The organism is Acetivibrio cellulolyticus CD2 (genome assembly GCF_000179595.2).
Classification (GTDB): Bacteria; Bacillota; Clostridia; order Acetivibrionales; family Acetivibrionaceae; genus Acetivibrio; species Acetivibrio cellulolyticus.
In genome coordinates, this window is the sequence record NZ_JH556659.1 from 279,254 (window position 1) to 306,244 (window position 26,991).

The window sequence follows — 26,991 nt, forward strand, 5'->3', positions numbered from 1 at the left end:
GACAGGCTTGAATTTTAGATGGGGTGTGAAATGATGAAAGAAAAAGAAAAGAAAAGCACTGTCCTGTTAGAAAAAGGGATAGAAGAAGCTAAAAAATACTGGCTTGAAAAACTATCTGCGGAAATGTGCAGCGCAAGCCTTTCGTTTGATTTTATGAGATCTCAGGAATACGAAAAAGCGAAATGCGAAATAAGCTTTGATAGAAGCACCGTGGATAAACTATTGGAAATTATCGGAGATAGTGAACTGGATTTATATATTTCGCTGTTATCGGTATATAAGGTTTTGCTTTTCAAATATACAGGCCAGGAGGATATAACTGTTGCATCACCTGTGTTTGGTGCGGATTGTAAAACTAACCGGGTTATACCTGTAAGGGACGCTATTGATGACGAAATTTCTTTTAAAGAATTGGTCAACAAGGTTGCAAAGTCAGTAACTGAGGCATATGAAAATCAATGCTATCCAATTGCCGAATTAGTTAAGATGCTTGGCATGGCAGAGAATAAAAACTCATTCGCCAATACGGTTTTGATATTTGAGAACATTCACGAAAGAGAACTTTGCATTGAGGAGGAAGCTTTACAGGCTGTTTTTGTTTCATTCAGAAAAGAAGGAAAAAAACTCTCAGGAAACATTACCTATAACTCAAAAGTTTACAGTGAGGACACAATAAAGAGATTATCCAATAGGTATTCCCATGTATTGAGCCAGGTTTTAAAGGACATGAACATAAAAATTGCTGATATCGAGCTGATTACGAAGGATGAGAGAAAACAAATCCTGACGGAATTTAATAAAACAACCACTCAGTTTCCATGGGACAAAACAATATGTGAGTTGTTTGAGGAGCAGGCGGAAAAAGTTCCTGAAAATACTGCCCTGATATTTGGGAATAAAGCTATGACCTATAGGGAACTCAACACAAGGTCTAACCAGCTTGCCAGGTTGTTGCGGGAAAAGATAGGTGGAATTTCATCAAATCCCGTAATAGGGATTATGATGGAACGTTCCATGGAAATGCTTATAGGTATATTGGGCATATTAAAGGCTGGTGGAGCATACTTGCCGATAGATCCCGGACACCCCACGGACAGGATACGACATATGCTTGAGGATAGTAAAGCTGCCTTATTGTTGACAGAAGAGAAGCTTTTTGAAAACTGGAAGAGTTTAGACATCCAGGTGATCAATATTAAAGATGAACTGTTATACAATGGTGACGGTTCAAACCTTCCAAAGCTTAATAAATCTACAGACCTTGCCTACGTAATGTATACGTCAGGTTCAACTGGAAAGCCAAAAGGTAATCTTATTACTCATTACAATATCAGCAGAGTGGTGAGGAATACTAACTATATCGATATTAGCAGCAAGGATACCTTGCTTCAGCTTTCAAACTATGCTTTTGATGGCTCGGTATTTGATATTTACGGCGCGTTGTTAAACGGTGCGAAGTTGGTTCTTGTAAACAAGGAAACCATACTTGATATGCCTTCGCTTTCTGAGCTTATAAAAAATCAGGGGATAACGGTATTCTTTCTAACAACTGCATTGTTTAATACGTTAGTAGATATAAATATAGGCTGTTTTGAGAATATAAGAAAAGTATTGTTTGGCGGAGAAAGAGTTTCAATTCCACATGTGAGAAAAGCTTTAGAATACATGGGTCCGGGCAGGATAATTCATGTCTATGGTCCAACCGAGAGTACAGTTTACGCAACATATCATTTTGTAGACAAAATTGATATAAATGCTGTGACGATACCTATAGGCAAGCCGCTTTCAAATACTCAGGTATATATCGTAGGGAAAAATAACCGTTTACAGCCCATAGGAGTTCCCGGAGAACTGTGTATTTCCGGTCAGGGATTGGCAGGAGGGTATTTGAATAATCCGGAGTTAACAAAAGAGAAGTTTGTATCAAACCCGTTCGAAAAAGAATTGTCGGATTTAAACCCTGATTTTCCATCGGATGTTATGTACAGAACCGGAGATCTTGCTAGATGGCTTCCTGACGGAAATATAGAGTTTTTAGGGAGAATTGACTACCAGGTGAAAATAAGAGGATTTCGAATAGAACTTGAAGAGATTGAAAATCAGCTTATGGCACATGAGGCAGTAAAGGAAACTGTAGTAATTGACAGGATAGCAGAAGATGGCACTAAATATTTATGCGCTTATTTTGCAAGTGACAAAAAACTCGCACCAACACAGCTGATGGAACATCTGTCCCAAACCTTGCCGGACTATATGATACCTTCTTATTTTGTACAAATGGATAATCTCCCTCTTACATTAAACGGAAAGGTAAACAGAAAAGCTTTGCCGGAGCCGGACAGACGTATGAATGAAGATAATGATTACAGTTCTCCTGCTAATGATACTGAAAAGAAGCTGGCAGAGGTGTGGCAGCAGGTTCTTGGAGTTGATAAAGTAAGTACAACAGGCAGATTTCTTGAGATGGGTGGAGACTCCATAAAAGCTATAAAAATAGCAGCAGAAGCTGCTAAATTGGGTATAAACATAAAAGTCAGCGATATATTTAAGTTCAGAACCATATCCAAAATAGCAGATAGCGTTAAAAACACAGGAGTGCATGAAAAGACGCTTAATGATGAAGCAATGGGGAAAACTGACTCATGTAAGCTTTTAGAAGTCAATTCCGGAAAGAAATGTGGAAGTAAAAACCGGGATATAAGGATACTGCCAATAAATCTGCAAACCGACGTTACAACATACCTTCACAGGTCATTGCCGTTATGTGCCGTCTTAAGTGATGAGAAAAACTACCCTTGGTTTTACAGACATTTTATACAGGTCTTTTCAACTACCCATACATACGGCACAATAAGGCTGGAATATCTTGAAAAGATGAACTTTTACTCGGAAATATATGATGAGGTCTGTTATGGATATAAAGACTTGGAAGCTGTAGAAGATATTATAAAGTTCATAGTTGATAAAATAGACTCAGGACACTATATAATCATTAATGTAGATGAGTACTATCTGCGTCAGAAAAACAGATATATGAAGGAACACTTTGTACACCAGCAGCTTGTCTATGGGTATGACAATGTTCAAAGAAAAATTATGGCAGTGGGTTTTGACAGTGAACGGATATTTACGGATATTGAATTTGATTATAATGATTTCGCAGAGTCCTATGAAAAGGGAAAAGTGAATTGCAATGAATTCATTACATGGGTTAATGAAAGAGCAATACAAACACTTACACCAAAGGACATAAGGGGAGAGTACGATTTTGGTCCGGGGTATTTCGGAGAACAGTTGAACAAATATCTAAATTCTTCAAATGCCAATGATGAAACTGTATATGATTTTGCATCTACAGAGGACCTCAAGAAATGTGATCCCGTCAGGTTTGGCATTGATTATCACGATGCCTTGATACAGCACATTCAAAATGTGCTAAACGGAAACTTTACTGTATATTACAACTGTTTCCACCTGCTTTATGAACATAAAAAGGGGATAATTGACAGACTGCAATATATATGCAAAACATGCAACGACACTGAAGAACTTGAAGTACTTATTGAGGAATATTCCAAGATATTAGCCAAGGCAAATGCAATCAGGCTTAAGGCTTTTGAAATGGACTGCGAAGCTGAAAATACCGAAGAGCATGTTAACCCGATGCAAACATTGCCCTACGAATATATCAAGCCCATAATGGAGAATTTTATTGATGAGATACGATTGATAAAAAGTGAGGAGAATTTGGTGCTTAAACGGGCTGTAAGTTTTCTTTCAGCTATGCATTAATAAGTTAAAGCATTCTTATAATTATTTATAGCGGAATTCTTTGTAGTATTTACCAAACGTATAGATCACTATTTAATGTAGTGAAAATATACGTTTGGTGAATTTCATCTTTCTCGTATTACTTCTCTAGCTATCATTTTTCAAGATTTCAATACATTTACTGATTTTCTCTTGTTCTGCTGGATTTACTTCGAACTTTAAGGCTATATTCAAGCATTCTAACGCCTTTTGCTGGTTTTCATTTTTATCCTTTATCTTAGACAAGTCCATATATGAAATTCCCATATAGTGTTGAGTTTGCGCATATTGGAAAGGAAACTCTGTTTCTATTCCTACATTAATAGCCTCCTGAAATGAATTAATAGATTTTAACAGGTTATTTTCTTTATCATATAGATTTGATAACTTATACAACATCAAGCCTAAATTAATCTGAATTGTAGCATAATCTAAAGGATAATCTTCAACAGTTAAAACATTTAAAGCCTCTTCATACATTCTTTCGGATTTTTCGAATGTGTCTTTATTGCTATGTAGCTCAGCAAGGTCGCGTAAACAGCTTCCTTGAGTTACCAGGACTTTGGCATAATCATAGGGATATTCTGATGAATTATAAACCTTTAATGCTTCTTCACAGGATTTAAGAGCTAGTAGAAGATTTTCGTCTTTACTTTGCGAATTTGACAAATAAACATATAATTCTCCTAACGCATATTGAGAATATGCATAGTCTAAAGGGAGATCCTCAAGGGTATATACTTTTAAAGTTTCTTTGTATGAGTTTATTGCCTTTAGCAAGTATTCCTTGTTGTCAGCTTTCACTTCAGCTAATGAATAGTATGTCGAACCTAGATTAAAATATACCATAGCATAACCCGTAGGGTATTCTTTCAGAGTATATACTTTGAGAGCTAGCTCAAAACATTGGAAGGCTTTTTCGAGAATTTTCTCATCACCTGTATAATTTCCAAGATCCATATAATCCAGTCCAAGATTGTTTTGAATAATTGCATAATTATAGGGTTGATCTTCAAAGGAAGCGACTTTTAATGCTTCATTAAAGTGATAAATAGATTTAGAGATGTCTTCCTGCTTACCTCTTATTGCAGAGAGCTTTCTATATGAAATCCCAAGACTGTTATTGATTTCACCAAATTTTATAGGATAGCTTTTATATGTGTATACATTCAATATTTCAGAATAGATCTCAATAGACTTTAAAAGGTTTTCTTCTGAATTGCTGATATTTGACATTTTCCTGTAACATATTGCTAATAAATATTTGGTTTGAGCGTTATCTAATGGATATTTATTATATGTGTATATTTTTAAAGCTCCTTCATAAGCTTGGATAGCTTCTAAAAGATTTTTACCGGTATCATTAATAGCTGACAAATCACTGAAATTAAGGCCTAGTTGTACTTGAGTATACGCATATTCAAGTGGAAAACTCTCAATATTATAAACCTTTAAAGATTCTTGGCAGTATTCTGTTGACTTAGAAATGTTATTCCAGGAGTCCTTTAACTCTGCTAACGATCTATAAGAACAACAAAGCCTCAAGTTAACTGCCGCATAATAATATGGATACTTTGAGTACTGGAAGAAATCTAAAGAGTTTTTGTATAAATGTATGGATTTTAAAAGGTTTTCCTCACGTTCTGTAACTAAAGATAACTTTCCGTAGCATGAACCAATATTAAGTTGTATAGTAGTGTAACAAAAAGGATATTCTTCTGAGTTATAGGCTTTCAGAGCTTCATTGAAGGAATCCAAGCCCCTTAATATATTGGCTTTTGCATCAGATATACTGCCCAAATCCGTATAAATACCTCCTAAAGTATTACGAACCGATGCATATTGTTCAGGATAATCATTAATTGTATAAACTTTTAATGCCTCATTGCAAAATTTAATGCCTTTTTCAAGATAGGCTTGCATGTTTTCCACACTAGAAAGAGTTAAACAAGCTTGTCCAAGAATTTTTTGAACTTCGGCATATTCTAGTGGATATTTATCAATTGAATAGATTGTTAAGGCGTTTTCACAGGCTGTAAAGGCCATAGATATATTGCTTTGGACATCTCTAATATATGAAAAATTCAAATATGTATTTCCTAACCCTTTCTGCGCTGAAGCGTAAATATTTTCATATTTATCGGGTGAACAGACCTTTAGAGCATCTTTATAAACTGTAAGCGCTTTTATGAGGTTTTCCTCTTTGTTTAGTATAGTAGACATTTTTATATATGTGTTTCCGATGTTAACTTTTACCATAGCATATTCTTTGGGATTTTTTATACTTGAAATACTTTTAAGAATTTTCTCATAGCTATTTATTGCACCGGTAAAATTGTTGGCATCAAATAATTTTTTTGCGTCATTAATTTTATCGTTGATTTCGTTAAGCCTATACCTTTCAGTTATACATACAATATTTGCTTGTCCTACAACAACAGTGTTTCCGTTTCCTTCAAATGATATATTTATACTGGTATCAGTTGAAAGGTAAAGAATATTCTCTTTGTCATTCCAATTGGACTTAATACCAAATGCTTTATATAAGGCATCTTCAGGTATAAATAATCTGCTGTTAATAATAACAACTGAATTTTTAAGTATAGTCATATCCTGATTAACATACATATTTTTACTATCTGTCTTAAATGAGATTACTTTGGCATCTTTAGTAACTGTAACTGTCTTTGATGTGTTATCCCAATTTACTAAGAAGCCGAGAAGGTCCGAAAGTTCCCTTGCAGGCATATATAATTTACCGTCAATCTGCCTTGGAGTTAAGTTGAAACTTATGGGATAACCATTTATACTCACACTAGCTATTTCCTTGTCAGCCCAAACTGTTATCCGACAAAGTGAAGCTGCCATCAGTATGATGAGTAGTGCTATTAATTTTTTCATGATATTCATTCCCCTCTTATATTTTGTCTATGCATCTAAAGGTTCTACATAATAACTAAAATAGTAGTGTAAGTTATATTTTCAGCAGTCCTAAATTAATATAGCTTTTCAACAAAAGTGATAGAATTGTTAGTGTATGGTGGTATGCGGGGTAATCGTCCTTGGTAAAGACTTTTAAAGCTTCATCATACGAGTTTAAAGCATTTGAAAGATATTTTGTCTGCCTTTTATTGCATGCCATATGTACATAGGCATTTCCAAGGTCATAATTTATTGTGGCATAATTGACAGGGTACTTTTCTAGTGTATAGACGGATAGGCTTTCATTATACCTGAAAACTATATTCTCTATCTGTATACGGGCGTCTTCGGTAAAGAGCATTATCTGGTCGATTTCACCAAGACATTGTTGAACTCTTGCGTATCCCTTGGGATAACTTTCTATTGTCCACACATCCAGGGATTTTTCGTAGGCATTGATAGAGCTTGTATAAATTTCTTTTGTATGGGATATAGAATATAAAATTCTATATATGTCTCCCAATTTTTGCTGAATAACAGCCCATTGTAAAGGAGTATCTTTTAGATTATGAAGTTTCAAATAGTCTGTATATATTACTTCTGCATTAGAGAGGCTCACTTTGGACAATTCTTGCTGTCCTGATTTTGCATATACGGAACCTAAATTATACTGCAGTGATGCATATTCCAGCAGATGAGTTTCGGGCCAGTTATTGTTTGCAGCTGTTTGATAATACCTGATAGCTGTTTGCAAATCTTTACGTTTACCTGTAACCTTCCATAAAATTTGATAAGCATTACCAAGGTTGTTATAAGTAATATTGGCCTTGGTTTCTTGTAGTTCTGGCAAATAGTATTTTAGCGCTTTTTCATATGAATCTATGGCATGATTAATATTATTAAGTGTATCTTTATTCTCTGCATTAAGAGTATACGCATTGCCAATATTGTTCATTATTTGGGCATAAATATCAGGATTATCCTCTTTAGACAGGTCATTCAGGATTTCTTTATATTTTGTAAGTGCATCACTATAAAGATTGCTCGCAAGAAGGCTATCTGCATAGTCCAACATGTCGTAAATAGTGTCAATTCCATAGGGCTCGACGATATTTACAAGCATACCGTTCCCGGCTACTACGATATTTCCGTTCCCGTTTACGGCAATATCACAGTCAATATTATTTGACACTATTATCAAATTGTCTTTTTTATTCCAGCGTATTCTTGTACCAAAATGATTAACTAATATTTTACTCTGTATATATATTGCTCCGTTAATAATAACGGGAGGGCTGTCAAGAATTATTGGTTCATTGTTTATGCTGGCAACAGTGCTGTTAATTTTAAAAACGGTTTTATCTTCACCTTTAACACATGTAACTGTCATATTTGTACAATCCCATACAAGTTCCCAGCCAAGAGCCTCTAATAGTGGGCGTACAGGTACGTATGGAATGTTGCCTATTTTTTTTGTTGGAAGGGTAAAAGGTTCTATTTTATCAACTGTTATTTTGATGTCTTTAGCACGTGTAATACATGGAAATAAAGTCCCCATAAATAATTGCAGCACCAAAATTGCAGACAAATATATCATTATTTTTTTCAAGATTTCCACAGCTCCCCTGGGCCTAATCATTTTCTTTAATAATTGTTGAGTTTCCAACAGCTAAATCATTGTCATTTCCTTCGAAGTTTATATTATAATTATTGATTACTCCAGTATTGGTTGAACTAGTATTTGAATTATTATTATCTATTACCTTATTATAGGTAGTAGTGTTTTTGTCCTCTGGCTTTTCGGAACTTAAAGATTCCTTAGCCTTTTGAGCTGGTGATGGGGTGGGAGCTGGGGTAAGTATTGGTGTTTGGGTTCGGATATTGCTATCATCAGCAAAAGTTTCAGATTTTAGGACTGGAGTTTTATTTGATTTGCTCATATCTGCATCGTTGGGAGCAAATGTTTTGGATTCTGCAGGAGTTGGGGTGGCTGCAGTTGTAACTGCAACCGTAGGGATTACTCCTTCATTGGAATTTGGACCTTTACCTTTATTATTATCTGATGCCTGAGCTATTAAAAATCCTGAAATAGATACTAAAACAATTATGCCAATTGTCATTCTGTTAAGCATATATTTACTGATTTTATTTAAATCACCTTGCTTTGCGCTGAAGCTGATATCAATATCTTTTTTAGCATTACCCGTAAACTTTTTGTTATCTTTTTCTTTTTGCTTTAGCATTAGTAAATCAAATTGAACTACACCAGTATAATTGCCGATAACATCTTCTGCATTATCATGAAGAGATTTTGCGTAAGTTTCTAAATCCACAGCTGTATTATTTTTATACTGTTGTGTTTTGTTGTCGCAAGGTTTAAGCTCGTTGTTTTCACCAATAATGTACCCATAGTCAATTGATAAGGCACTCAATGTTTCTGTGAGAAAATCTTCAAAATTCTCTTTTTCGAGTATAACTTCAAGTATATCTTTTTTTAATGGAGAAGCCTTAAGAATTTTTATAATTTCATCCTTCATTACAATACGCTGTACACCAGTCGACTCACTAACGGCAAATTCAACAATCTTTCGTAAATCTTCAATTTTGGGAACAACAGTATTATTCTTCCACCTGGAAATAATAGATATGTCTTTCCGTAAGTAACAATCAGCGAAAAACTGAGCACTTTTTGTTGTTGTTTTAAAAATAACATTTAAAATACTTTCAAAATTTAAAGCATTACTTTCCATAATTAACATCCCCCAAGATAAGTAAAACTAATTATATATAAGCGAAATCTTCACTCTAGCTATAAAAAAGCCAGATAAAATAGCTGATTTATAAAGCGACATAATTATTGTCACATAATATCATATTTTGGTAATTATATCAATAATTATGCAGAAATTGTGCATTTGTTTTTCATGAAATAGTCAAGTATTACGCACACAAAGTACTTTAATGCTGTGTTAGAATTTTCAGCAAGATAATTGTATCACGTAACAGAATTAATTTATGAAGCGTGTGGGGCTTCGAACTGATGAAGTGCATTTTTAGCATTATAAAAGAATAGAAATCAGCGTTGTTAAAAAACACTTTAACATTGAGGTAAGTGGCTTATTAGTTTAAAGGGGGAGATAAAGGGTGACAAATGACATACAGCTATATCAAAGCTTATTAACATCATGGGAAGTATGCAGCGAGAAAGGTATTTCAAGAGATTTAGAAAAGCCATTGATAAAACTTTCTGCTGACGAACTTAAAACAACCGTGAAAAAAAACGAATTTATAAATAGGTTTAATGACTTTATGTATAGACATTTAGATACTATAAAGAATGTAAGAGGTGAGTACTGCTTCACTCTGGTTGATTCGCAAGGTTATCTGATTGGTCAAAAGAAAAAGCCGGGTTCAGCTTTATGCTGGTCTCAATATAGTATGTTTTTTGAACAGGGAGTTTCGTTTTCTGATGAAAGTATCGGAACAAACGCTATTTCATTGGCTAAGTTGATTAAAAGGCCTGTATACATATATCCGGCTTTTCATTATAGCAATAAGCTGAAAAGTTTGTATGAGTATTGCATACCGGTTATACATAAAAGCAAAATCTACTGCTATATATCCGTAATAAGCCTTTCCAATCCCATATCGAATGCTCTGGTAGGTCTGTTGGAATTGCTGGCAATAAATATTTACAGTGAAAGCTCACAAATCAGCTATTCTGATTGTGAGGAGCTAAACCTCTCTCATAAGCTGACAGAAAAGCAAATTGCAATTATAAGTATGATAGCACAAGGATTCTCAGATGAACAAATAGCACAAGAATTAAGCCTGTCTTTAGCCACAATAAAATACCACAATCAACTCATCTTTAAAAAGTTAAATGCTAACAGTAGGGTTGATGCAGTTGTTAAAGCGTTAATGCTAAATGAACTGTCATTTTACGATTTATATAGTCAACATGGATAATATAGAGGGCTGTAAAAAACTATAGAGCCAAATAAAAACTGGCAAATGCAGAGGATTAAGCATTTGCCAGTTTTTTTATGTTACCCGACTTTGGCGTTTATTTATTGTGGCTCTATGCCATATGCAAGTGTGTTTGAGTAGTATGCTGTAATATGATTATATTCAACATAAGTATACGCTGAAGAGTTGAAAGAATAATCATTTGTTTGAGTGAAGTTGCTCCAATCACTATTTGTGATCCTTAAGACTATTTCTGTGCTGGCACCGGGAGCAAGAGTTCCAGCTGTCCCTGTAAAGGATACTTCACAATACTTGTCTGCATTAGTTTTGTTATTTGAAAAGAATGCTCCGTTAATATTTGAACTTCCAGCAGTAGCCCAGTCACAATTGAATACAGGAGTTGATGATACATCTTGAGTAAAATGATAGCGAAGCTTAATTTGACTTAAGTCTAATGTGCCTGTTCCTGTATTTGTAACTCTAAATCTTTCGTAAATTGTATTGCTTGATTGCGTTGTATTAGTATTGTACGATTCTACTTTAAAGCTTGGTATAACCGGAGTTGCTGATGGGGTTGCAGTTGGCGTTGCAGTTGCAGTTTCTGTAGGTGTAGCGGTACTGGTGGTTGTTGGTGTGGTAGTAGGAGTAGCTTCACCTTCTACATTAAACTCATAACGGAATATACGGTCGGAAGGAGCAAAAAATCCGCCTGTGCTGTCGTAAAACATCCAGTTTGCTGTGGAACCAGCAGGAAATCCATCAACAGGATAAGGCAGTTCTGAATTGTTCCAGTTCCATGCATATGACCAGCTTGAAGCATCGTAATCTGGTTGGGAATAAGTGCTTGGCCAACCATCGCAGGTAGCTTTCCAATTTGATCCTGATACATGATGGACACCATCTACTTCAAGATCTGCAATAATACCTGCTTTGTTTTTGTTGGTTGAGCATATGTTACCTATTGAATGATGAACAATAACTAATGCATTTTTTCCGGGTTGAAGAGTTAAATCAAATGTGCTGGCAACCACATCGGGAATATATGAATTTATATAGTTACCGTTTAGATAAATGTTGCAGCTATTAGCCAGATTTCCTGATACAATAAGTTTACCGGTAGTTGATGCAAATACCGATGGTATAGAAAACGAACAAACTGACAAAACAATTGCTAATGAGACAATAAAGCTGATTAATTTTGACTTACGCATAAAATTTCCCCCTGTTTTGTATTATTTTAGAAAAATACTACCATCTAAATACCTTAAAGTATAGATAACATGTGTAACTAAAACCATGTAAAATGTAATGTATTTTAAATGATACATGTCATTTGAGACACATTACACTTTGCAAAAGAATTAATGCATTTGCACTTAAATAATGACATATGACATTTTTACAACGCATTCTATAATAGTTATAATTATATAAGTTATGATATTGGAGATTACATGAATAATTGTCTCAAGTTAAAGGAGCATCAGAATGGAAAGCGGCAAAATTCTAGACAGCAGGCTTAAGATATTGGAAAAGCTCGGTGAAGGCGGAATGGGTATAGTATACTCAGCTGTAGATTTGTTTGAAAATAAGCCTGTTGCTGTAAAAGTTTTAAAATCGCAGAAGACTTCTCAATACATAGAAGATATTATACGTTTCAAAAAAGAACTTGAAATATTAAGCAGGCTGAGCCATGATAACATAATTAAATTATTTGGAACCGGAGAATATGAAAACAATTGTTATATGGTAATGGAAAAGCTGGTTGGTTATAATTTATCGTCACTTCTTGCGGAAAATTATCATTTTTCTCTGAGTGAATCAATTGACATAATAAAGCAAATTACGATGGCTCTTGAATACGTTCACAGTCATGGCATACTACACAGGGATGTAAAGCCAGGAAATGTATTTATTTCTCAAAAGGAAGATAAGAACAACGTAAAGCTTTTGGATTTCGGGATTTCTCATATAATGGAGCTGAATTCGATTACATCAGAGAATGAGGTTGTTGGAACATTTGGCTATATATCCCCTGAAGCGTCAGGAATTCTAAATAACGTGGTTGATGAAAGAAGCGATTTATATTCTGTCGGGATTATTTTTTATCAGCTTGTTACAGGCCAGATGCCTTTTAAGGGTAAAAATACAAGAATGCTCCTTCATAACCAGGTTGCGTATATGCCTATAAGACCCATGCTTATCAATCCTTCAATTCCGGAAACGGTTGATGAAATTATCATGAAGCTTATTAATAAAGATTCAGATTTACGCTATCAGAGTGCAAAAGGGCTTGTTTTTGATCTTGAAAGATTTGAGGCAGGGGAAAAAAACTTTCCTATTGGCAGTATGGACCAAAAAGTCAAACTTACATATCAGACTAAACTAATCGGGAGGGAGCCCGAGTTTGGTAGGCTTAAAGAACTGTATGAAAGAGCCTGCTGTGGCAAGGGAGCCTTTGTCTTAATTTCAGGAGAGGCTGGTGTTGGCAAGACAAAGCTTGTAGAGGCCTTCAAAAGTTATGCTTACAGTAATGGGGGCCTGGTTATAAGGGGAAGAAGTTTGAACCAGTCAAATAAGGTACCTTATGAGCTTTTTAAGGATGCTACTGATGAGTTAGTTGCTATTTTGGAAACATGGGATAAAGAAAATATGGCAGCCTTGCAGGAAAAAATTAAAAAGAAACTTGGAAGCCTGCTTGAAATACTTGAAAAGCTAAATCCAAGAATTAAAAAAATTGTCGGTACTGAAAAGAGGCTTCAGTCAATTGAACCTGAACGGGAGAATCAAAGGTTTTTAAATGCTATCTCGGACTTTTTATGCAATATAGGGAATACCGGGGAGCCACTGGTTTTACTTCTTGAAGACCTGCATTGGTCAGAAGATGGAAGTATGCTTATTTTGGAGGAAATTTCAAAGAAAATTGAAGTTTCCAATATTTTAATTGTTGGAACCTATAGGAGTAGTGAAATTAATTCAGAGCATAGAATAAACAAAATAAGAAAAAAGTTTTTTAATGGATCTGACTATTTTGCGGAAATAAAACTGTCAGTCCTTGATCTTTTTTCAATAAACAAGCTGGTTAAAGATGTACTTTATGAAAATGAAGAGGACTCAAAAGCACTGGCTGAGTTTATTTATAAAAAATCGGGAGGAAATCCGCTGTTTGCCATACACTTGCTTCGGGATATGGTAGAAAGCAAGTCGATAGTATGGGAGGAAAACAAGTGGCATGAGGATTGGAATAAGGTTAAGGGGTTTTATATCTCTGATAATATTATCGATATCATATTAAAAAGGGCTGGACAGCTTAATTATAAGCAATTAAAGTTGATTTCCACTGCATCTGTAATAGGAAGGGAGTTTGATCTTGAGATTCTTTATTTCCTGTTGGATTTAAGCAAAGAAGAGGCAATAAACCTTGTGGATGAGATTATTGAACTCAACCTTTTGGAAAGAGGGACTGAAAAAGGCAGAATTTCCTTTACTCATGACAGAATAAGAGATGCTTTCTATGAAAAAATAAGTGATTCTGAAAAAGTAAAGATTCATCACAAAATAGCTGAAATTCTTGAAAAAGAAAGCAAAAAAAGTGATGCCTATATTTTTGATTTGGCGCACCACTATATTGAAGGTCAGGACACGGATAAGGCACTAAAATACATTTTACCTGCAGCAAATTTAGCTTGTGAGACTTTTGCTTATGATACTGCAATTCATTTTTATAATATAGCTCTCAGTTTACTGGAAGAGGAAGGTATGTTAGGCAGTGATGAGTGGTGTTCGGCATGTCAAAACCTTTCTGAAGTTTATATAATCATAGGTAAATGCCAGCCTGCAATAGAGGTTCTGGAAAAAGTACTTCCATTAGTTACCGATAAAGTATTAAAAGCTGGAATACTAAGAAAACTTGGAATTGCGCAATACAAAATTGATAATTGGGACAAGGCTGAAGAACTGATTTATAGTGGTTTGGAAATACTAGGTGAAAGGGTTCCATCCAATCAGGCAGTTTTTGGTGGAAGCCTTGTAAAAGAGTTTTTAATGCACTTTGTACTGTTAAGATCTGCAAAGAAGAATTTATATAAAAACAACTTAACTGACAAGAATTATATTGATGGAGGTTTTGGCAATAAATCTTTATGTAATGAGGAAAAAATCCAGAAAGCTGAAAATCCGAATTTGTACAAAGAAATAATTTCACTTTATAAAATACTGTTTCATATATTTATATTTAAGAGAGTTGACTTAAAATACTTTTATTTGTTTTTAAGAAACCTTAATATTTCAATATTGAATCCTCCCGGAATTATTGAACTTGGTGAGACGCTGTCAGAATATTCAATTATGTTAAGCATAATTCATCAGAATAGAAGGTCTGAAAAATACTTTAAACTGGCATCGGAAGTTTTTTATTCTTTAAATGATGAGTGGAAGTACTTCTGGAATATGAGGAATCAAGGCTTTTTATACTCATGGATGGGAAAAAGAAAGCAAAGTCTTGACTATTTTGAAGAAGCAAGGGCGTTTTTTGAAAAGATTGGTGACTACTGGGAACTGGCTTTTATTTACGATGGGTTAGCAGAAAACTATTATTACACTTCTGAATACAAAAAAAGTCTTGAAGCGGCTTATAAAAATTTGAAAATAAAGCAGCAAGTCAACGAAATTTATGGTATATGCAATGCCAAAACTGAGATTGCTATTGTTTATATTGATACCGGAGATTTTGTCAAGGCTGAGGCGTTGTTGAATGAAGTGTTGAAAGTAACCAGAGAAAATAAAATATGGTTTATAAACTGTATTGCTCTTTTCCAATACGGATATCTTGAAGCTGAAAGAAGTCAATATGATATAGCTGCAGATTTTCTTTATGAGGCTATAGAAATAAACGAGAAGAATACTTTTTTAAAGGACTATACTGTCCAGGTTTATTCAAAGCTTGCAGAGGTATTGATGAGGAAATACATTTCTGATGGAAATGTTAAGAATATATCATGGGACAGAAAAGTGAAAAATGAAATAGCAAGGGCAGTAGCCAAATCCTTAAGGTTTTCAAAGTCATGGCCTAACCAATATGGGGTTGCCCTGGGGGTTGCAGCACTTTATAAGGGGCTTCTTGGGAAATGGAATTCTTCAGAAAGATTATTTGAAAAAAGTCTAAAGTCACTTAAAAATACTGGACGTAAATTTGAAGAAGGTAAAGCATTAATGGATTTTGCAATTATATTAGCAAATCAGAATAGATTAGTAGATTCAAGACGTTATTTTGAAAAGGCATATTCTATATTCAAATCTATAGGAGCCAACAATTATTCACAAAAGTGTGCCCGTATTATTGGCTATAACAGGCCAGACAATGAGGAAAAACACACATCCCAGAAGGATAGACTTTCATGGGATAGACGCATGGATACAGTTTTGACCACAAGCAGGCATTTGAGTTCAATCCTTGATATCGACATGCTTTTGGAAAAAATACTTGACTGCACTATTGAACTTGTAGGTGCGCAAAGAGGATTATTGTTTATATATTCCCAGAATGAAAGCAAGAATTTAGAAATTAAGGCTTTGCGTAATTTTTCTGAGAATGAAGTAAAAAACAGGCAATTTGAAATAAGCCAAAGTATTTTAAAAAAGATTGAAAGCGAAAAGTCACCTGTAATTATTTCGGATGCAATATCGGATGAGAGTTACAAAAATCAATACAGCATTATTCAGAGCAGTATCAGATCAGTATTGTGTGCTCCCGTTATTACTCGTGGTGAGATGATTGGACTTATTTACCTTGATAATAATCTGGTCAGTGGCCTTTTTACAGACGATGATATAAAGGTGCTTGACATTATATCCAATCAGGCGGGGGTTTCCATTGAAAATGCCAGGCTTTATAACAAGTTGAAAGCATATTCGGAGGAAATTGAAATGTCCAGAAACCAGATTTCTTTATGGAGCAAGGAGCTTGAGACAAGAGTTGAAGAGAGAACCTGTCAGCTCCAGAAGGTTAATGATGATTTGGCACAGATGAATATCCAGCTTAGGGAGTATGCCCAGACTGTAGAAGAACTTTCGATAATAAAAGAAAGAAACAGGATGGCAAAGGATGTACATGACACGGTGGGGCACTCAATGACATCGCTTTTGACTCTTTTGGAGGTTTGTAAGGTATCCTGCGGCAAGGATGTTGGAAAGACCGTCGAAAAGCTGGATGAGGCATCGGATATTGCTCGTACGAGCCTTGAGAAAATCCGACGGTCTATTTCGGGGCTTTTGCCGGAGGAGCTTGAAGAAAGGGATATAGTTTCGGCTGTTGAAAGCATGATCGAAAGCTTTAAACATACCGGAATAGAGTTTAATTTTTCTGTAGACCAGCCCGATATAAAAGTTTCACAAAAGTACTCTTCAATAATATTCAGAGCATGTCAGGAATCCATTACAAATGCACTGCGCCATGGAAATCCTACAGAAGTAGACATTGTATTAAAACTTATCAATGATAAGATAAAGCTATTTATAGTAGATAACGGAAAGGGATGCGCGGAGATTGAAGAAGGAATAGGCCTTAGAAGCATGAAGCAAAGGGTTGAATCGGTGGATGGCATTTTAAGGTACGGTTCAGATGGAAATCAGGGATTTCATATAAATATAGAAATACCTTTGAAGTAATTTCTGTTATAATAAAGGGACATTCCTTGCAGGAATTGATATTTTATTATGAGTTGGGGTTGATGTAATGATTAAAGTAATTATTGCAGATGATCAGGAGATAATTAGAGAAGGAATCAAGTATTTGATAGAACAGGACCCTGAAATAGAAGTTCTGGGGGTGGCAGGAAACGGTAGTGAGGCTTTGGAACTTTGCGAAACCATAAAGCCCGATGTTGTCCTTATGGATATTGTTATGCCTGAAGTTAGCGGAGTTGAAAGCACTTTGCTTATAAAAGAAAAGTATCCGGATATTAAGGTCATTATTTTGACTACCTTCAACCATGATGAAAACATTTCGAAGGCATTGGAAAACGGTGCAGACGGTTACATTTTAAAAGATATAAAGCCTAAAGAGCTTATATTGGCTGTTAAAAGTGCTGCTTCAGGACTTAGAGTTTTACATAAGGATGCTTTCCCAAGCATTGTAAAAAAGGTAAGTGACCAGAGGAAAATGTCCTTAATCCAGAAGGACGAATTGACCAACCTTCTAACGCCAAGGGAAATAGAAATTATCAATCTGGTTGTAGATGGAAAGGATAACAGAGATATTGCTAACAGTCTTTTTATATCTGAAGGTACAGTCAGAAATACAATTTCGTTAATCCTAAAAAAGCTGAATTTAAGAGATAGAATACAGTTGGCTGTATACGCAGTCAAAAATGACATTGGTTAAATAGGGAGTGAAGCGAAGTACTGATTAAATTAAAAGAGCTATGTTTTATATTTATTACCATGGAATAGTAAATTTGAAATTTTTTGCTTTTTATTTATATATTTAAATTTTGCAAGTTTAAGTTTAAAATGTTGCAGAATTTTTTATAAAAACTATTGAATGCAAAATGCACAAATGCTATAATATGCACCATAGGTTAATTTGTTTTTCAAAAAGTTATACAGTTTTATAGGATATTGGATAAATGGCTGTATAGGCAATGATGTATATATTAAAGCCAAGAGGCGTACTCGATGAAGAGTTGAATGTTCTTCATTGTACGCTTTTTTTATAACTTTTTTACAAATTTGTCTATGATGGTTCTTCAAGGTTATTGCTGGAATAATTATATAAGCAATGGTGTATAGTGAAAGCTTAAAGACGAGCGAAGTGAAGAGTAGAAATATTCTTCTTTGGTCGTTTTTTTTATAAATTTTTACTAGTTGGGTTTAAATATTTGCAAGATAAATGCAATATACTAAATTATAAATTGCATTTTAAGAGTAATTATTTTATAGGTGATTAGAGATTGAGGGAGGTTTTTTGATGTTATTGAGTGAGGGAGGTGTGATTATGGAATCTGCAAGGATACTGGTCGCTATGGAGAACGATAGTTTAATAAACAAGTTCAGGACTATATTGCTAGAAGGTGGGTATGAAGTAATTGATCAAGCTAAAGAGGAAAATGAATGTTTAGGTAAAATCAGATCTCTTAAACCGGATATTACTATTTTAGACTACAAGTTAATTTCTATAGACGGGTCTGAGTTTGCAAAAGTAGTGTCTCAAAACAAACTATGCGATGTGATTCTTGTATCGGATATGCTAAACTGTGAGGAAAAAAGTTCTATTGATTATATTAAAGCTGAATATGATTTTGTAGTTATTACAAAGCCTTTGAAAAGGGACAGCTTTATCAATACTATAAATTTGGTAATAAAAAACAGAAAGAAGATAATGCAGCTCGAAACAGAGATTGAAGAGCTAAAAAAGACTTTGGATATGAGAAAAGATATTGAAAGAGCAAAAGGCCTTTTGATGAAACATCTAAAACTTACAGAGGATGAGGCATTCAGAAGGATTCAAAAGCAGAGCATGGACAAGGAAATTTCAATGAAGGAAATTGCAAAAGCAATAATTCTGACATATGACTTGTAAGAACACTAATAAAAACCTCGGGGAGTGCACCTCGAGGTTTTATTTATTATGGAGAAGTATTAAACAATTTTTTTACTCAGTTCATTTAATTGAAAATATAAGTAGTCTAATTTTTTCTGGTTATCTGTTTCAATGCTTTCTTCTTCCGGATAAGCGCTTGTGTGGTGAATTGCTTCATCACATCCTAAAAGTTCTTGTTCTTTAGTAATACGAATACCCATAGTTTTATCCAACACTTTGTAAACTAATAAACCGCTTATTCCTGCAAATAAAATTGCTGCCAATGTTCCTATTAATTGAGATACAAAACTTACATTACCTGTACCTCCAAGTAACCTGGATCCAAATATACCTGCTGCTATACCTCCCCAGGAGCCTACTACACCATGAAGCGGCCAGACACCCAGTACATCATCGATCTTTAAAAATTCTGTTTCAAAAGTGAACATCTTAATAAATATTAAGGAGCCAATACCACCTACTACTAATGCACCTAAGGGATGGAACAAATCCGACCCGGAGCATACAGCAATCAAGCCTGCAAGTGCGCCATTATAGATAGCAGTTGGATCATTTTTTGATATAACAAGAGCTGCTAATACACCGCCAACCATAGCAAAAAGTGAGTTGATTGCAACCAGAGATGAGATGTTCGCAAAGTTTTGTGCACTCATAACATTAAAGCCAAACCAACCAATAGCCAATATCCAGCTGCCTAATCCAAGGACAGGGATATTGCTTACAGGAATAGAGACTGATTTGTTTTTATTGTATCTGCCTATTCTAGGGCCGAGGATTATTATTGCAGGCAAAGCGAGCCAGCCACCGATGGAGTGTACAACTATTGAACCAGCATAATCGTGAAGTGTATTTCCTCCAAGGTACGTAATAAAATCCTGGAACCATGCATTCTGTCCCCATACCATTGATTCGAAGAGGGGATATATGATACCTGCGAAGATACCTCCGGCAATTACCTGTGGCCAAAACTTAGCTCTTTCAGCTATACCGCCTGATATAATTGCTGGAATTGCCGCAGCAAAAGTTAACAAAAAGAAAAAATGCATTAAATCAAATCCAGGGATAGAGGTTTGACCGATAAAACCCATTGAAGCAATCTTATCTGCAGACTTAAAAAAACTGATACCATAAGCAATAGGAAATCCTATAATAAAGTAAGCTAAAGTTGATACAGACCAATCTGTAAGGATCTTGACTAAAGCGTTTGCCTGATTTTTCTTACGAACTGATCCTACTTCAAGAAATGCAAAGCCAGCATGCATTGCAAAAATCATAACAGCACCTAAAAACATAAATAGGATATTGCTGCTTGTTAAAATGTTATCCAGGTTATTCATTTTAATAATTCCCTTCCATAAGTTCATTAATAGTTAATAGCAAAAAATACAAAACCCCTCGATTCTATTGGTACCTAATAGAATTGAGAGGCTTCATTGCCTTGCTATTGATATGCGCATTTCATACCAATAAAAAACGCCTTTGAGTAGTTTTACCCAAAAGCGTCATAGCACATTAGTTGAACATCATTGTTTACAATTAATTAATGCAATTTTACCATACCTAAAAATAAAATGCAATATGGAAAATATTAAGAAAATGTTCTTAAATTTGCAGCTGCCTATATATTTTACTATATTGCAGCGCAGAAATTTGTTGATGCATATTTAAAGTGGGTTTATAATAAATATATAGTAAATCGATTAATTATTAATCGGTTATTAATTTGGCCTATTTAGAATTAAGTGAAGAGGTAAAAAATCAGGGACTTGAAGTTCTGGGGTTTTTATCAGCTGATTAATTGAAAAGGGGGAGAGAGATGGCAGTATCCTTTTTTGAAATAATACAAAGAATGAATAAGCTAAATATTCTTCATCGTATTAATATTTTCAAGCAGGCAGCAAAAAACGGGCTATATCTCGGACAGCTGCCGATATTAGAATATGTTGAAAGGCATGATGAATGTACACAGCGTGAGGTTGCCGACTACATGCAGGTTTCGCCTCCGTCAATTGCTACTTCTGTAAAGCGTATGCAAAAAGCCGGACTGCTTGTAAAAGCTGCAGATAAAAGTGATTTACGCTATAACCGCCTTACGGTTACTGAAAAAGGCAGGGAGATTTCACGTGAGTGCCGTAAGGATTTTGACAAAATAGATGCACAATTATTTTCAGGATTTAATGAGCAGGAATGTGAACAGCTTCGAGGCTATTTTGAAAGAATGATTGCGAACATGTCCGCAGGTGAATTTGCAAACAAAACTTTTTTTTCACTCGTTGCAGAAGAAAAAAAGCTGTTCGATCAGCAAAACAAGGAGGGGCAAAATGGAGATTAAAAAACTGATACCTTATTTATCAAAGTATAAATTATTTGCAATTCTATGCCCACTGGCCATTATTTGTGAAGCTCTGTTAGAGGTAAGGATTCCGCTGCTTATGGCAAAAATAGTAGATGAAGGTATTCCGTCAAAGAATATTTCTCTTGTAATGCAAACAGGCGGACTTATGGTACTTATGGCAGTTCTAGGGCTTATATTTGGTGCACTCGCTGCAAAATTTGCTGCAATTGCAGGAATGGGGCTCGGAAGCGAAATCCGTAAGGGACTTTTTGACAAGATTCAGGAATTCTCTTTTTCCAATACTGACAAATTCAGTACTGCGTCATTGGTTACCCGTTTGACCACTGATGTAAACAATATACAGAATGTATTTATGATGATAATCCGTACTTTGGTGCGTGCACCTGTTATGATGATCAGTGCAACCATTATGGCATTTACCATAAACAAAAGCCTTGTTGCTGTATTTCTAATAGCAATTCCCTTTTTGGCAACGGTTTTAATACTCATTGCTGTTGCGGCATACCCACGCTTTGGTAAATTACTGAAAAAGTACGATGTTATAAATGCTTCTGTGCAGGAAAATTTGGTTGCCATTCGTGTAGTAAAAGCTTTTGTACGTTCAAAATATGAAAAGATGAAATTTAAAATTGCTAATGACGAAATGATGAACGCTGCGATAAATGCTGAAAAAGTTGTTATATTGAATATGCCGTTCATGCAAATTACAATGTACGCATGTATTGTCTCTATTTTATGGTTTGGCGGAAATATGGTTATTGGCGGAACAATGATGAAGGGACAATTAATAAGCTTTATCAGTTATGTCACACAAATATTGGTTTCGCTTATGATGATTTCAATGGTGTTTATTACAATGTTAATTTCCCGTGCTTCATTAAGCCGTGTTGTTGAGGTAATTGACGAGCCTTTAGATATTACAGATACAAACGTAAGTGAAGATCACAAAGTTAAATATGGTTCCATTGATTTTGAAAACGTTTCTTTCAAATACAATCCTAATGTACAAGACAATATATTGGAAGGTATTAATGTCCATATTGAATCGGGTCAGACTATCGGCATTATTGGAGGTACAGGTTCGTCCAAATCTACACTGGTACAGCTTATACCTAGATTGTATGATGTAACAGAAGGCAGAGTTCTTGTTGGGGGAGTAGATGTACGAAATTATAAGCTCGATGAGCTTAGAAATTCCGTTGCCATGGTACTTCAAAAAAATGTACTGTTCTCTGGCACAATTAAAGAAAATTTGAAGTGGGGTAACCATGATGCGACCGATGAACAAATTATAGACGCATGTAAGGCAGCTCAAGCACATGACTTTATTATGAGTTTCCCCAATGGATATGAAACTGACCTTGGGCAAGGCGGTGTAAATGTCTCAGGTGGTCAAAAGCAGCGTATCTGTATTGCCAGAGCATTGCTGAAAAATCCCAAAATTTTAATATTGGATGACAGTACAAGTGCAGTAGATACGGCAACTGATACCAAAATTCGAGAAGCACTCCGTAAACACCGTAAAGACATTACCACCATTATTATTGCACAGAGAATCACTTCAGTAAAAGATGCAGATAAAATAATAATGTTGGATGATGGAAGAGTTGATGCTATAGGTACTCATGACGAATTGCTTGAAAATAACCAAATTTATCAGGAAATTTACTATTCGCAACAGAAAGGGGTGATTGCATAATGCCAGGACCAGGAGGAAAGCCTCATAATTTTCAAAAACCAAAAAGTGTTGGCAAAACGCTAAAGCGTATTTTTGGATATATGCTCGAAAAAAAATGGATGTTGATTCTTGTAGCATTCTTTGTAATTATCAGTGCGGGTGCCGGTGTAGTAGGTACTTACTTTTTGAAGCCAATAATCAATGATTGTATTATACCGCTTATTGGTAAAAGCCCACAGGATGCTGATTTTGGACCATTTATCCAGATGATTTTGATTATATGTGCTGTATATCTTGTCGGAGCATTGTCTTCATATTTGTACAGCCGTATAATGATTAAAATTTCCCATGGTACGCTTAATGCCATTCGTAAAGATCTGTTCGAAAGTATGCAGGATTTGCCTATTAAATATTTTGACACACATACCCATGGGGAGCTTATGAGCCGTTACACCAACGATGTTGATACACTGCGTGAGGCGATCAGTAATGGTGTTACACAGCTTATAACATCTGCTATTACTGTTGCAGGTACGTTTATAATGATGCTTGTCTTAAGTCCGATATTGACACTGCTGATTATTGTCATGCTGTTTGTGATGTTTGCAATTATAAAGACAATTGGCGGGAAAAGTGCTGCAAACTTTAAAAAACAGCAAAAAGCAGTAGGTGAGATAAATGGCTACATTGAGGAAATGATTGAGGGGCAAAAGGTAGTAAAGGTTTTCTGTCATGAGGATGAGTCAAAAATTAAATTTGCCCAATTGAATGAAAATATGCGTCAGGCTGCGACCAATGCAAATACGTACGCAAGTGTCATTATGCCGATTATGGGTAATATTTCATATTTCAATTATGCACTTACTGCAGCTATCGGTGCTATGATGGTTATTGCCGGACGTATGGATATTGGTACAATAGCATCATTCTTGCAATATACACGTTCCTTCTCACAGCCTATTACTCAAATCAGCCAGCAGTTCAACAGTATTCTTGCAGCACTTGCCGGGGCAGAGCGTATTTTTGAAATCATCGATGAGAAGCCTGAACAGGATGAAGGATATGTTACTCTGGTAAATGTAATTAAAAATAAGGACGGTACTTTAACTGAAACGGAAGAACTTACTGGGCTGTGGGCGTGGAAACACCCTCACCATGATGGTTCATTAACCTATACCGAACTGACCGGAGATGTCCGTTTTGAGGATGTTAATTTCGGATATGACGAGAAAAAATTAGTTTTACGTAACGTTTCTCTATTTGCCAAACCTGGGCAGAAGATTGCCTTTGTTGGTTCCACAGGTGCAGGAAAAACGACTATAACCAACCTGATTAACCGTTTTTATGATGTGCCGGACGGAAAAATACGCTATGACGGGATCAACATCAATAAAATTAAAAAGGATGATTTACGACGTTCACTTGCAATGGTATTGCAGGATACTCATCTGTTTACCGGTACGGTACGTGAAAACATCCGTTATGGAAGGCTTGATGCGACTGATGACGAAGTAATTGCAGCTGCAAACCTAGCCAATGCTCATAGCTTTATCCGACATTTGCCGCAAGGTTATGATACAATGCTGGTTTCGGATGGTTCCAATCTAAGCCAGGGGCAGCGCCAGTTAATTGCGATTGCGCGTGCAGCAATAGCCAATCCTCCGGTACTGATATTGGATGAAGCCACAAGTTCTATTGATACTAGAACTGAGGCCCTTATTGAAAAAGGTATGGATGAACTGATGAAGGGCCGTACTGTATTTGTCATTGCTCATCGTCTCTCTACAGTTCGAAACGCCAACGCAATTATGGTTCTGGAAAACGGTGAAGTGATAGAACGCGGCAATCATGATGAACTGATTGCACAACGCGGTAAATACTATCAGCTATATACCGGGCAGTTCGAGTTGTCATGATGAAAAAACCGCCAATCAAGGAGTGTTCCATGATTGGCGGTTTTTATATATTTCTTGAAATCCATTATATCAAACTTTGAACTCTTTCTCTTACCTTTGTCTCACCCATAATTTGTTGAAGCTCCCAAATATCAGGTGAAGTGCTACGTCCGACAAGGGCAATCCTAATGACGGTACTCACATCACCTACATGACCCTTATACATTTCGGGATTCTTCTTATAGTCCTTTGGTTTTGCTGCATATCCGTTTGCTGTAGCTATTTCTGTTATTTTTCCAAACCATTGAGTTTGGTCATCACTGTGATCATAAGTTTCAAGGTATGCTTTCAATATCTTTTTAGCCTCTGAATCATCAATGTTTTCAGGGTAATCATCAACGACTTTAAAATAATTGTCAAAGAAATAGCTGATAAATTCAAATATCTGCTCACAATAAACTAAGTCTTTACGAGGCTTATCGGAATTTCTCCCAACAGATAACAATTTTATTACATCTTCTTTTTGGTCAACTAACAGATTGACGATTTCTTGCTTATAATCCTTAGCCCATTTAAGCAGGAAATCATAAATTTCTTCTACCGGAATTTTAACTAAAACATTTTTACTTATATCATTGAGCTTATTTAAATCAAATAAAGCACCTGAGTTGCTCATTTTGTCCAAAGTGAATTTAAAGTCATATATGCTGTTGTCCGGGTTCGCAAGTCTCCACTCTTCAAAGTTGGAATTTAAAATTGTCAAAAGATATTCCCTGACTGTTGCAGGATGATATCCTAATTTCATATAAAACTCCAATCCCAATTCAGGATCTTTTCTCTTCGAAAGCTTTCTCTTTACTCCTTCATCTATCTTCATTAAGTGAGCTGTATGGCAATATACCGGCAGTTCCCATCCTAATGTTTTAAACAGCTCATAGTGTATAGGCAAGGTTGAAAGCCATTCTTCGCCTCTTACTACGTGGGTAACCTTCATCAAGTGATCATCAACCACGTGCGCAAAATGGTAGGTAGGTATTCCATTAGCTTTCAAAATAACTACATCCTGATTGTTTTCAGGTATTGAAAGGCGGCCTCTGATGGCATCATCTATCTCGAAGTTTTTTTCAGGATCACCCATTGATTTAAATCTGAGAACAAAACTTTCGTTATTGTCTAAATGCTTTTGTATTTCTTCTAAGGATGTATCTCTATACTTAGCCCATTTACCATAGTAACCTGTATTTACCTTCTCAGCCTCCTGCTGTTTCCTTATTTCTTCCAATTCTTCTTCGGAACAGAAGCAAGGATAAGCTCTGCCAGTCTCAATCAAATATTTTGCAACAGTCTGATATATTTCTCCACGATTGCTTTGATAATATGGTCCATAGTTTCCAATTTCTCTATCAACGCTTGCGCCTTCGTCAAACTTTAAACCAAAGTACTCCAGGGAGGAAATAATGAGTTCTACGGCTCCCTCTACTTTTCGTTTTTCGTCAGTATCTTCTATACGGAGCATAAATACCCCGTTGCTTTGATGTGCTAAACGTTCATCAACAAAGGCTCCGTAAAGATTGCCCAGATGGATAAATCCCGTAGGGCTTGGAGCTAGTCTGGTGACTTTTGCACCTTCACTTAAGTTTCTATTTGGAAATACAGTTTCTTCATAATAAGATATTGGCTTTGTGATATTTGGAAAAAGTAAATCAGCTAATTTCTTGTAATCCATAATCGTACCTCATTTCATGATAATTAAAATTAAAGA

Annotated in this window: 14 protein-coding genes; 8 read left to right on the forward strand and 6 right to left on the reverse strand. The window is 35.5% G+C overall.

All coding sequences use genetic code 11. The features are described from left to right. Nucleotides 1–30: 30 nt before the first annotated feature. On the forward strand, nucleotides 31–3,792 hold the full coding sequence (locus ACECE_RS28470; RefSeq protein WP_162862614.1) for a non-ribosomal peptide synthetase: 3,762 nt from the start codon (nucleotides 31–33) through the stop codon (nucleotides 3,790–3,792). 126 nt (nucleotides 3,793–3,918) lie between these two features. Here the strand turns inward: ACECE_RS28470 and ACECE_RS0221275 are convergent, their stop codons facing one another. From ACECE_RS0221275 to ACECE_RS0221285, 3 genes are all read right to left on the reverse strand, one after another. Beyond that, nucleotides 3,919–6,711: a stalk domain-containing protein gene (locus tag ACECE_RS0221275; protein WP_010250912.1), complete on the reverse strand. Its 2,793-nt coding sequence runs from the start codon at nucleotides 6,709–6,711 to the stop codon at nucleotides 3,919–3,921. A gap of 73 nt (nucleotides 6,712–6,784) precedes the next feature. Then, nucleotides 6,785–8,341, reverse strand: a complete 1,557-nt coding sequence (locus ACECE_RS28475; protein WP_162862615.1) for a stalk domain-containing protein — start codon at nucleotides 8,339–8,341, stop codon at nucleotides 6,785–6,787. A 22-nt stretch (nucleotides 8,342–8,363) separates the two neighbouring features. Next, entirely contained in the window at nucleotides 8,364–9,269 is a 906-nt protein-coding gene (locus tag ACECE_RS0221285) for a hypothetical protein (RefSeq protein ID WP_205410212.1), read from the reverse strand. A 607-nt stretch (nucleotides 9,270–9,876) separates the two neighbouring features. Between ACECE_RS0221285 and ACECE_RS0221290 the strand changes: the two genes are divergently transcribed. Then, the gene (locus tag ACECE_RS0221290) at nucleotides 9,877–10,701 is read left to right on the forward strand and encodes a LuxR family transcriptional regulator (protein ID WP_010250916.1); all 825 of its coding nucleotides are present in this window, start codon (nucleotides 9,877–9,879) and stop codon (nucleotides 10,699–10,701) included. A gap of 101 nt (nucleotides 10,702–10,802) precedes the next feature. Here ACECE_RS0221290 and ACECE_RS29745 read toward each other — a convergent pair whose 3' ends face one another. Then, nucleotides 10,803–11,912 (reverse strand): cellulose binding domain-containing protein, encoded by a 1,110-nt coding sequence (locus ACECE_RS29745; RefSeq protein WP_010250918.1) that lies wholly within the window; start codon nucleotides 11,910–11,912, stop codon nucleotides 10,803–10,805. Between the two features lie 277 nt (nucleotides 11,913–12,189). On the opposite strand from ACECE_RS29745, the gene ACECE_RS0221300 reads away from it, so the two are divergent. From ACECE_RS0221300 to ACECE_RS0221310, 3 genes are all read left to right on the forward strand, one after another. After that, nucleotides 12,190–17,367 carry a protein kinase domain-containing protein gene (locus ACECE_RS0221300; protein ID WP_010250920.1) on the forward strand — a complete coding sequence of 1,726 codons (5,178 nt, stop codon included), beginning with the start codon at nucleotides 12,190–12,192 and terminating at the stop codon, nucleotides 17,365–17,367. A 67-nt stretch (nucleotides 17,368–17,434) separates the two neighbouring features. Continuing rightward, entirely contained in the window at nucleotides 17,435–18,082 is a 648-nt protein-coding gene (locus tag ACECE_RS0221305) for a response regulator (protein ID WP_010250922.1), read from the forward strand. A gap of 585 nt (nucleotides 18,083–18,667) precedes the next feature. Then, nucleotides 18,668–19,279 (forward strand): ANTAR domain-containing response regulator, encoded by a 612-nt coding sequence (locus ACECE_RS0221310; protein WP_010250923.1) that lies wholly within the window; start codon nucleotides 18,668–18,670, stop codon nucleotides 19,277–19,279. Nucleotides 19,280–19,338: 59 nt separating this feature from the next. On the opposite strand, the gene ACECE_RS0221315 is transcribed toward ACECE_RS0221310, so the two are convergent. Beyond that, entirely contained in the window at nucleotides 19,339–20,592 is a 1,254-nt protein-coding gene (locus ACECE_RS0221315) for an ammonium transporter (protein ID WP_205410213.1), read from the reverse strand. Between the two features lie 524 nt (nucleotides 20,593–21,116). On the opposite strand from ACECE_RS0221315, the gene ACECE_RS0221320 reads away from it, so the two are divergent. Genes ACECE_RS0221320 through ACECE_RS0221330 form a run of 3 tightly spaced genes read left to right on the forward strand, consistent with a single transcriptional unit; the run spans nucleotide 21,117 to nucleotide 25,250 of the window. Beyond that, nucleotides 21,117–21,632 (forward strand): MarR family winged helix-turn-helix transcriptional regulator, encoded by a 516-nt coding sequence (locus ACECE_RS0221320; protein WP_010250926.1) that lies wholly within the window; start codon nucleotides 21,117–21,119, stop codon nucleotides 21,630–21,632. Next, nucleotides 21,622–23,355 carry an ABC transporter ATP-binding protein gene (locus ACECE_RS0221325; RefSeq protein ID WP_010250928.1) on the forward strand — a complete coding sequence of 578 codons (1,734 nt, stop codon included), beginning with the start codon at nucleotides 21,622–21,624 and terminating at the stop codon, nucleotides 23,353–23,355. Before ACECE_RS0221320 ends, ACECE_RS0221325 begins: the two co-directional genes overlap by 11 nt. Next, nucleotides 23,355–25,250: an ABC transporter ATP-binding protein gene (locus tag ACECE_RS0221330; RefSeq protein ID WP_010250930.1), complete on the forward strand. Its 1,896-nt coding sequence runs from the start codon at nucleotides 23,355–23,357 to the stop codon at nucleotides 25,248–25,250. The genes ACECE_RS0221325 and ACECE_RS0221330 overlap by 1 nt, the downstream gene beginning before the upstream one ends. A gap of 64 nt (nucleotides 25,251–25,314) precedes the next feature. Here the strand turns inward: ACECE_RS0221330 and gltX are convergent, their stop codons facing one another. Then, on the reverse strand, nucleotides 25,315–26,955 hold the full coding sequence (gene gltX / locus ACECE_RS0221335) for a glutamate--tRNA ligase (RefSeq protein ID WP_010250932.1): 1,641 nt from the start codon (nucleotides 26,953–26,955) through the stop codon (nucleotides 25,315–25,317). Nucleotides 26,956–26,991: the final 36 nt, after the last annotated feature.

Excerpts from the sequence above, each read along its gene's own strand:
- ACECE_RS28470 (WP_162862614.1), top strand. The coding sequence starts at position 31 with ATGATGAAAGAAAAAGAAAAGAAAAGCACTGTCCTGTTAGAAAAAGGG.
- ACECE_RS0221275 (WP_010250912.1), bottom strand. The coding sequence starts at position 6,711 with ATGAAAAAATTAATAGCACTACTCATCATACTGATGGCAGCTTCACTT.
- ACECE_RS0221285 (WP_205410212.1), bottom strand. The coding sequence starts at position 9,269 with ATGAAGGATGAAATTATAAAAATTCTTAAGGCTTCTCCATTAAAAAAA.
- ACECE_RS29745 (WP_010250918.1), bottom strand. The coding sequence starts at position 11,912 with ATGCGTAAGTCAAAATTAATCAGCTTTATTGTCTCATTAGCAATTGTT.
- ACECE_RS0221300 (WP_010250920.1), top strand. The coding sequence starts at position 12,190 with ATGGAAAGCGGCAAAATTCTAGACAGCAGGCTTAAGATATTGGAAAAG.
- ACECE_RS0221305 (WP_010250922.1), top strand. The coding sequence starts at position 17,435 with ATGATTAAAGTAATTATTGCAGATGATCAGGAGATAATTAGAGAAGGA.
- ACECE_RS0221310 (WP_010250923.1), top strand. The coding sequence starts at position 18,668 with ATGTTATTGAGTGAGGGAGGTGTGATTATGGAATCTGCAAGGATACTG.
- ACECE_RS0221315 (WP_205410213.1), bottom strand. The coding sequence starts at position 20,592 with ATGTTTTTAGGTGCTGTTATGATTTTTGCAATGCATGCTGGCTTTGCA.
- ACECE_RS0221320 (WP_010250926.1), top strand. The coding sequence starts at position 21,117 with ATGGCAGTATCCTTTTTTGAAATAATACAAAGAATGAATAAGCTAAAT.
- ACECE_RS0221325 (WP_010250928.1), top strand. The coding sequence starts at position 21,622 with ATGGAGATTAAAAAACTGATACCTTATTTATCAAAGTATAAATTATTT.
- ACECE_RS0221330 (WP_010250930.1), top strand. The coding sequence starts at position 23,355 with ATGCCAGGACCAGGAGGAAAGCCTCATAATTTTCAAAAACCAAAAAGT.
- gltX (WP_010250932.1), bottom strand. The coding sequence starts at position 26,955 with ATGGATTACAAGAAATTAGCTGATTTACTTTTTCCAAATATCACAAAG.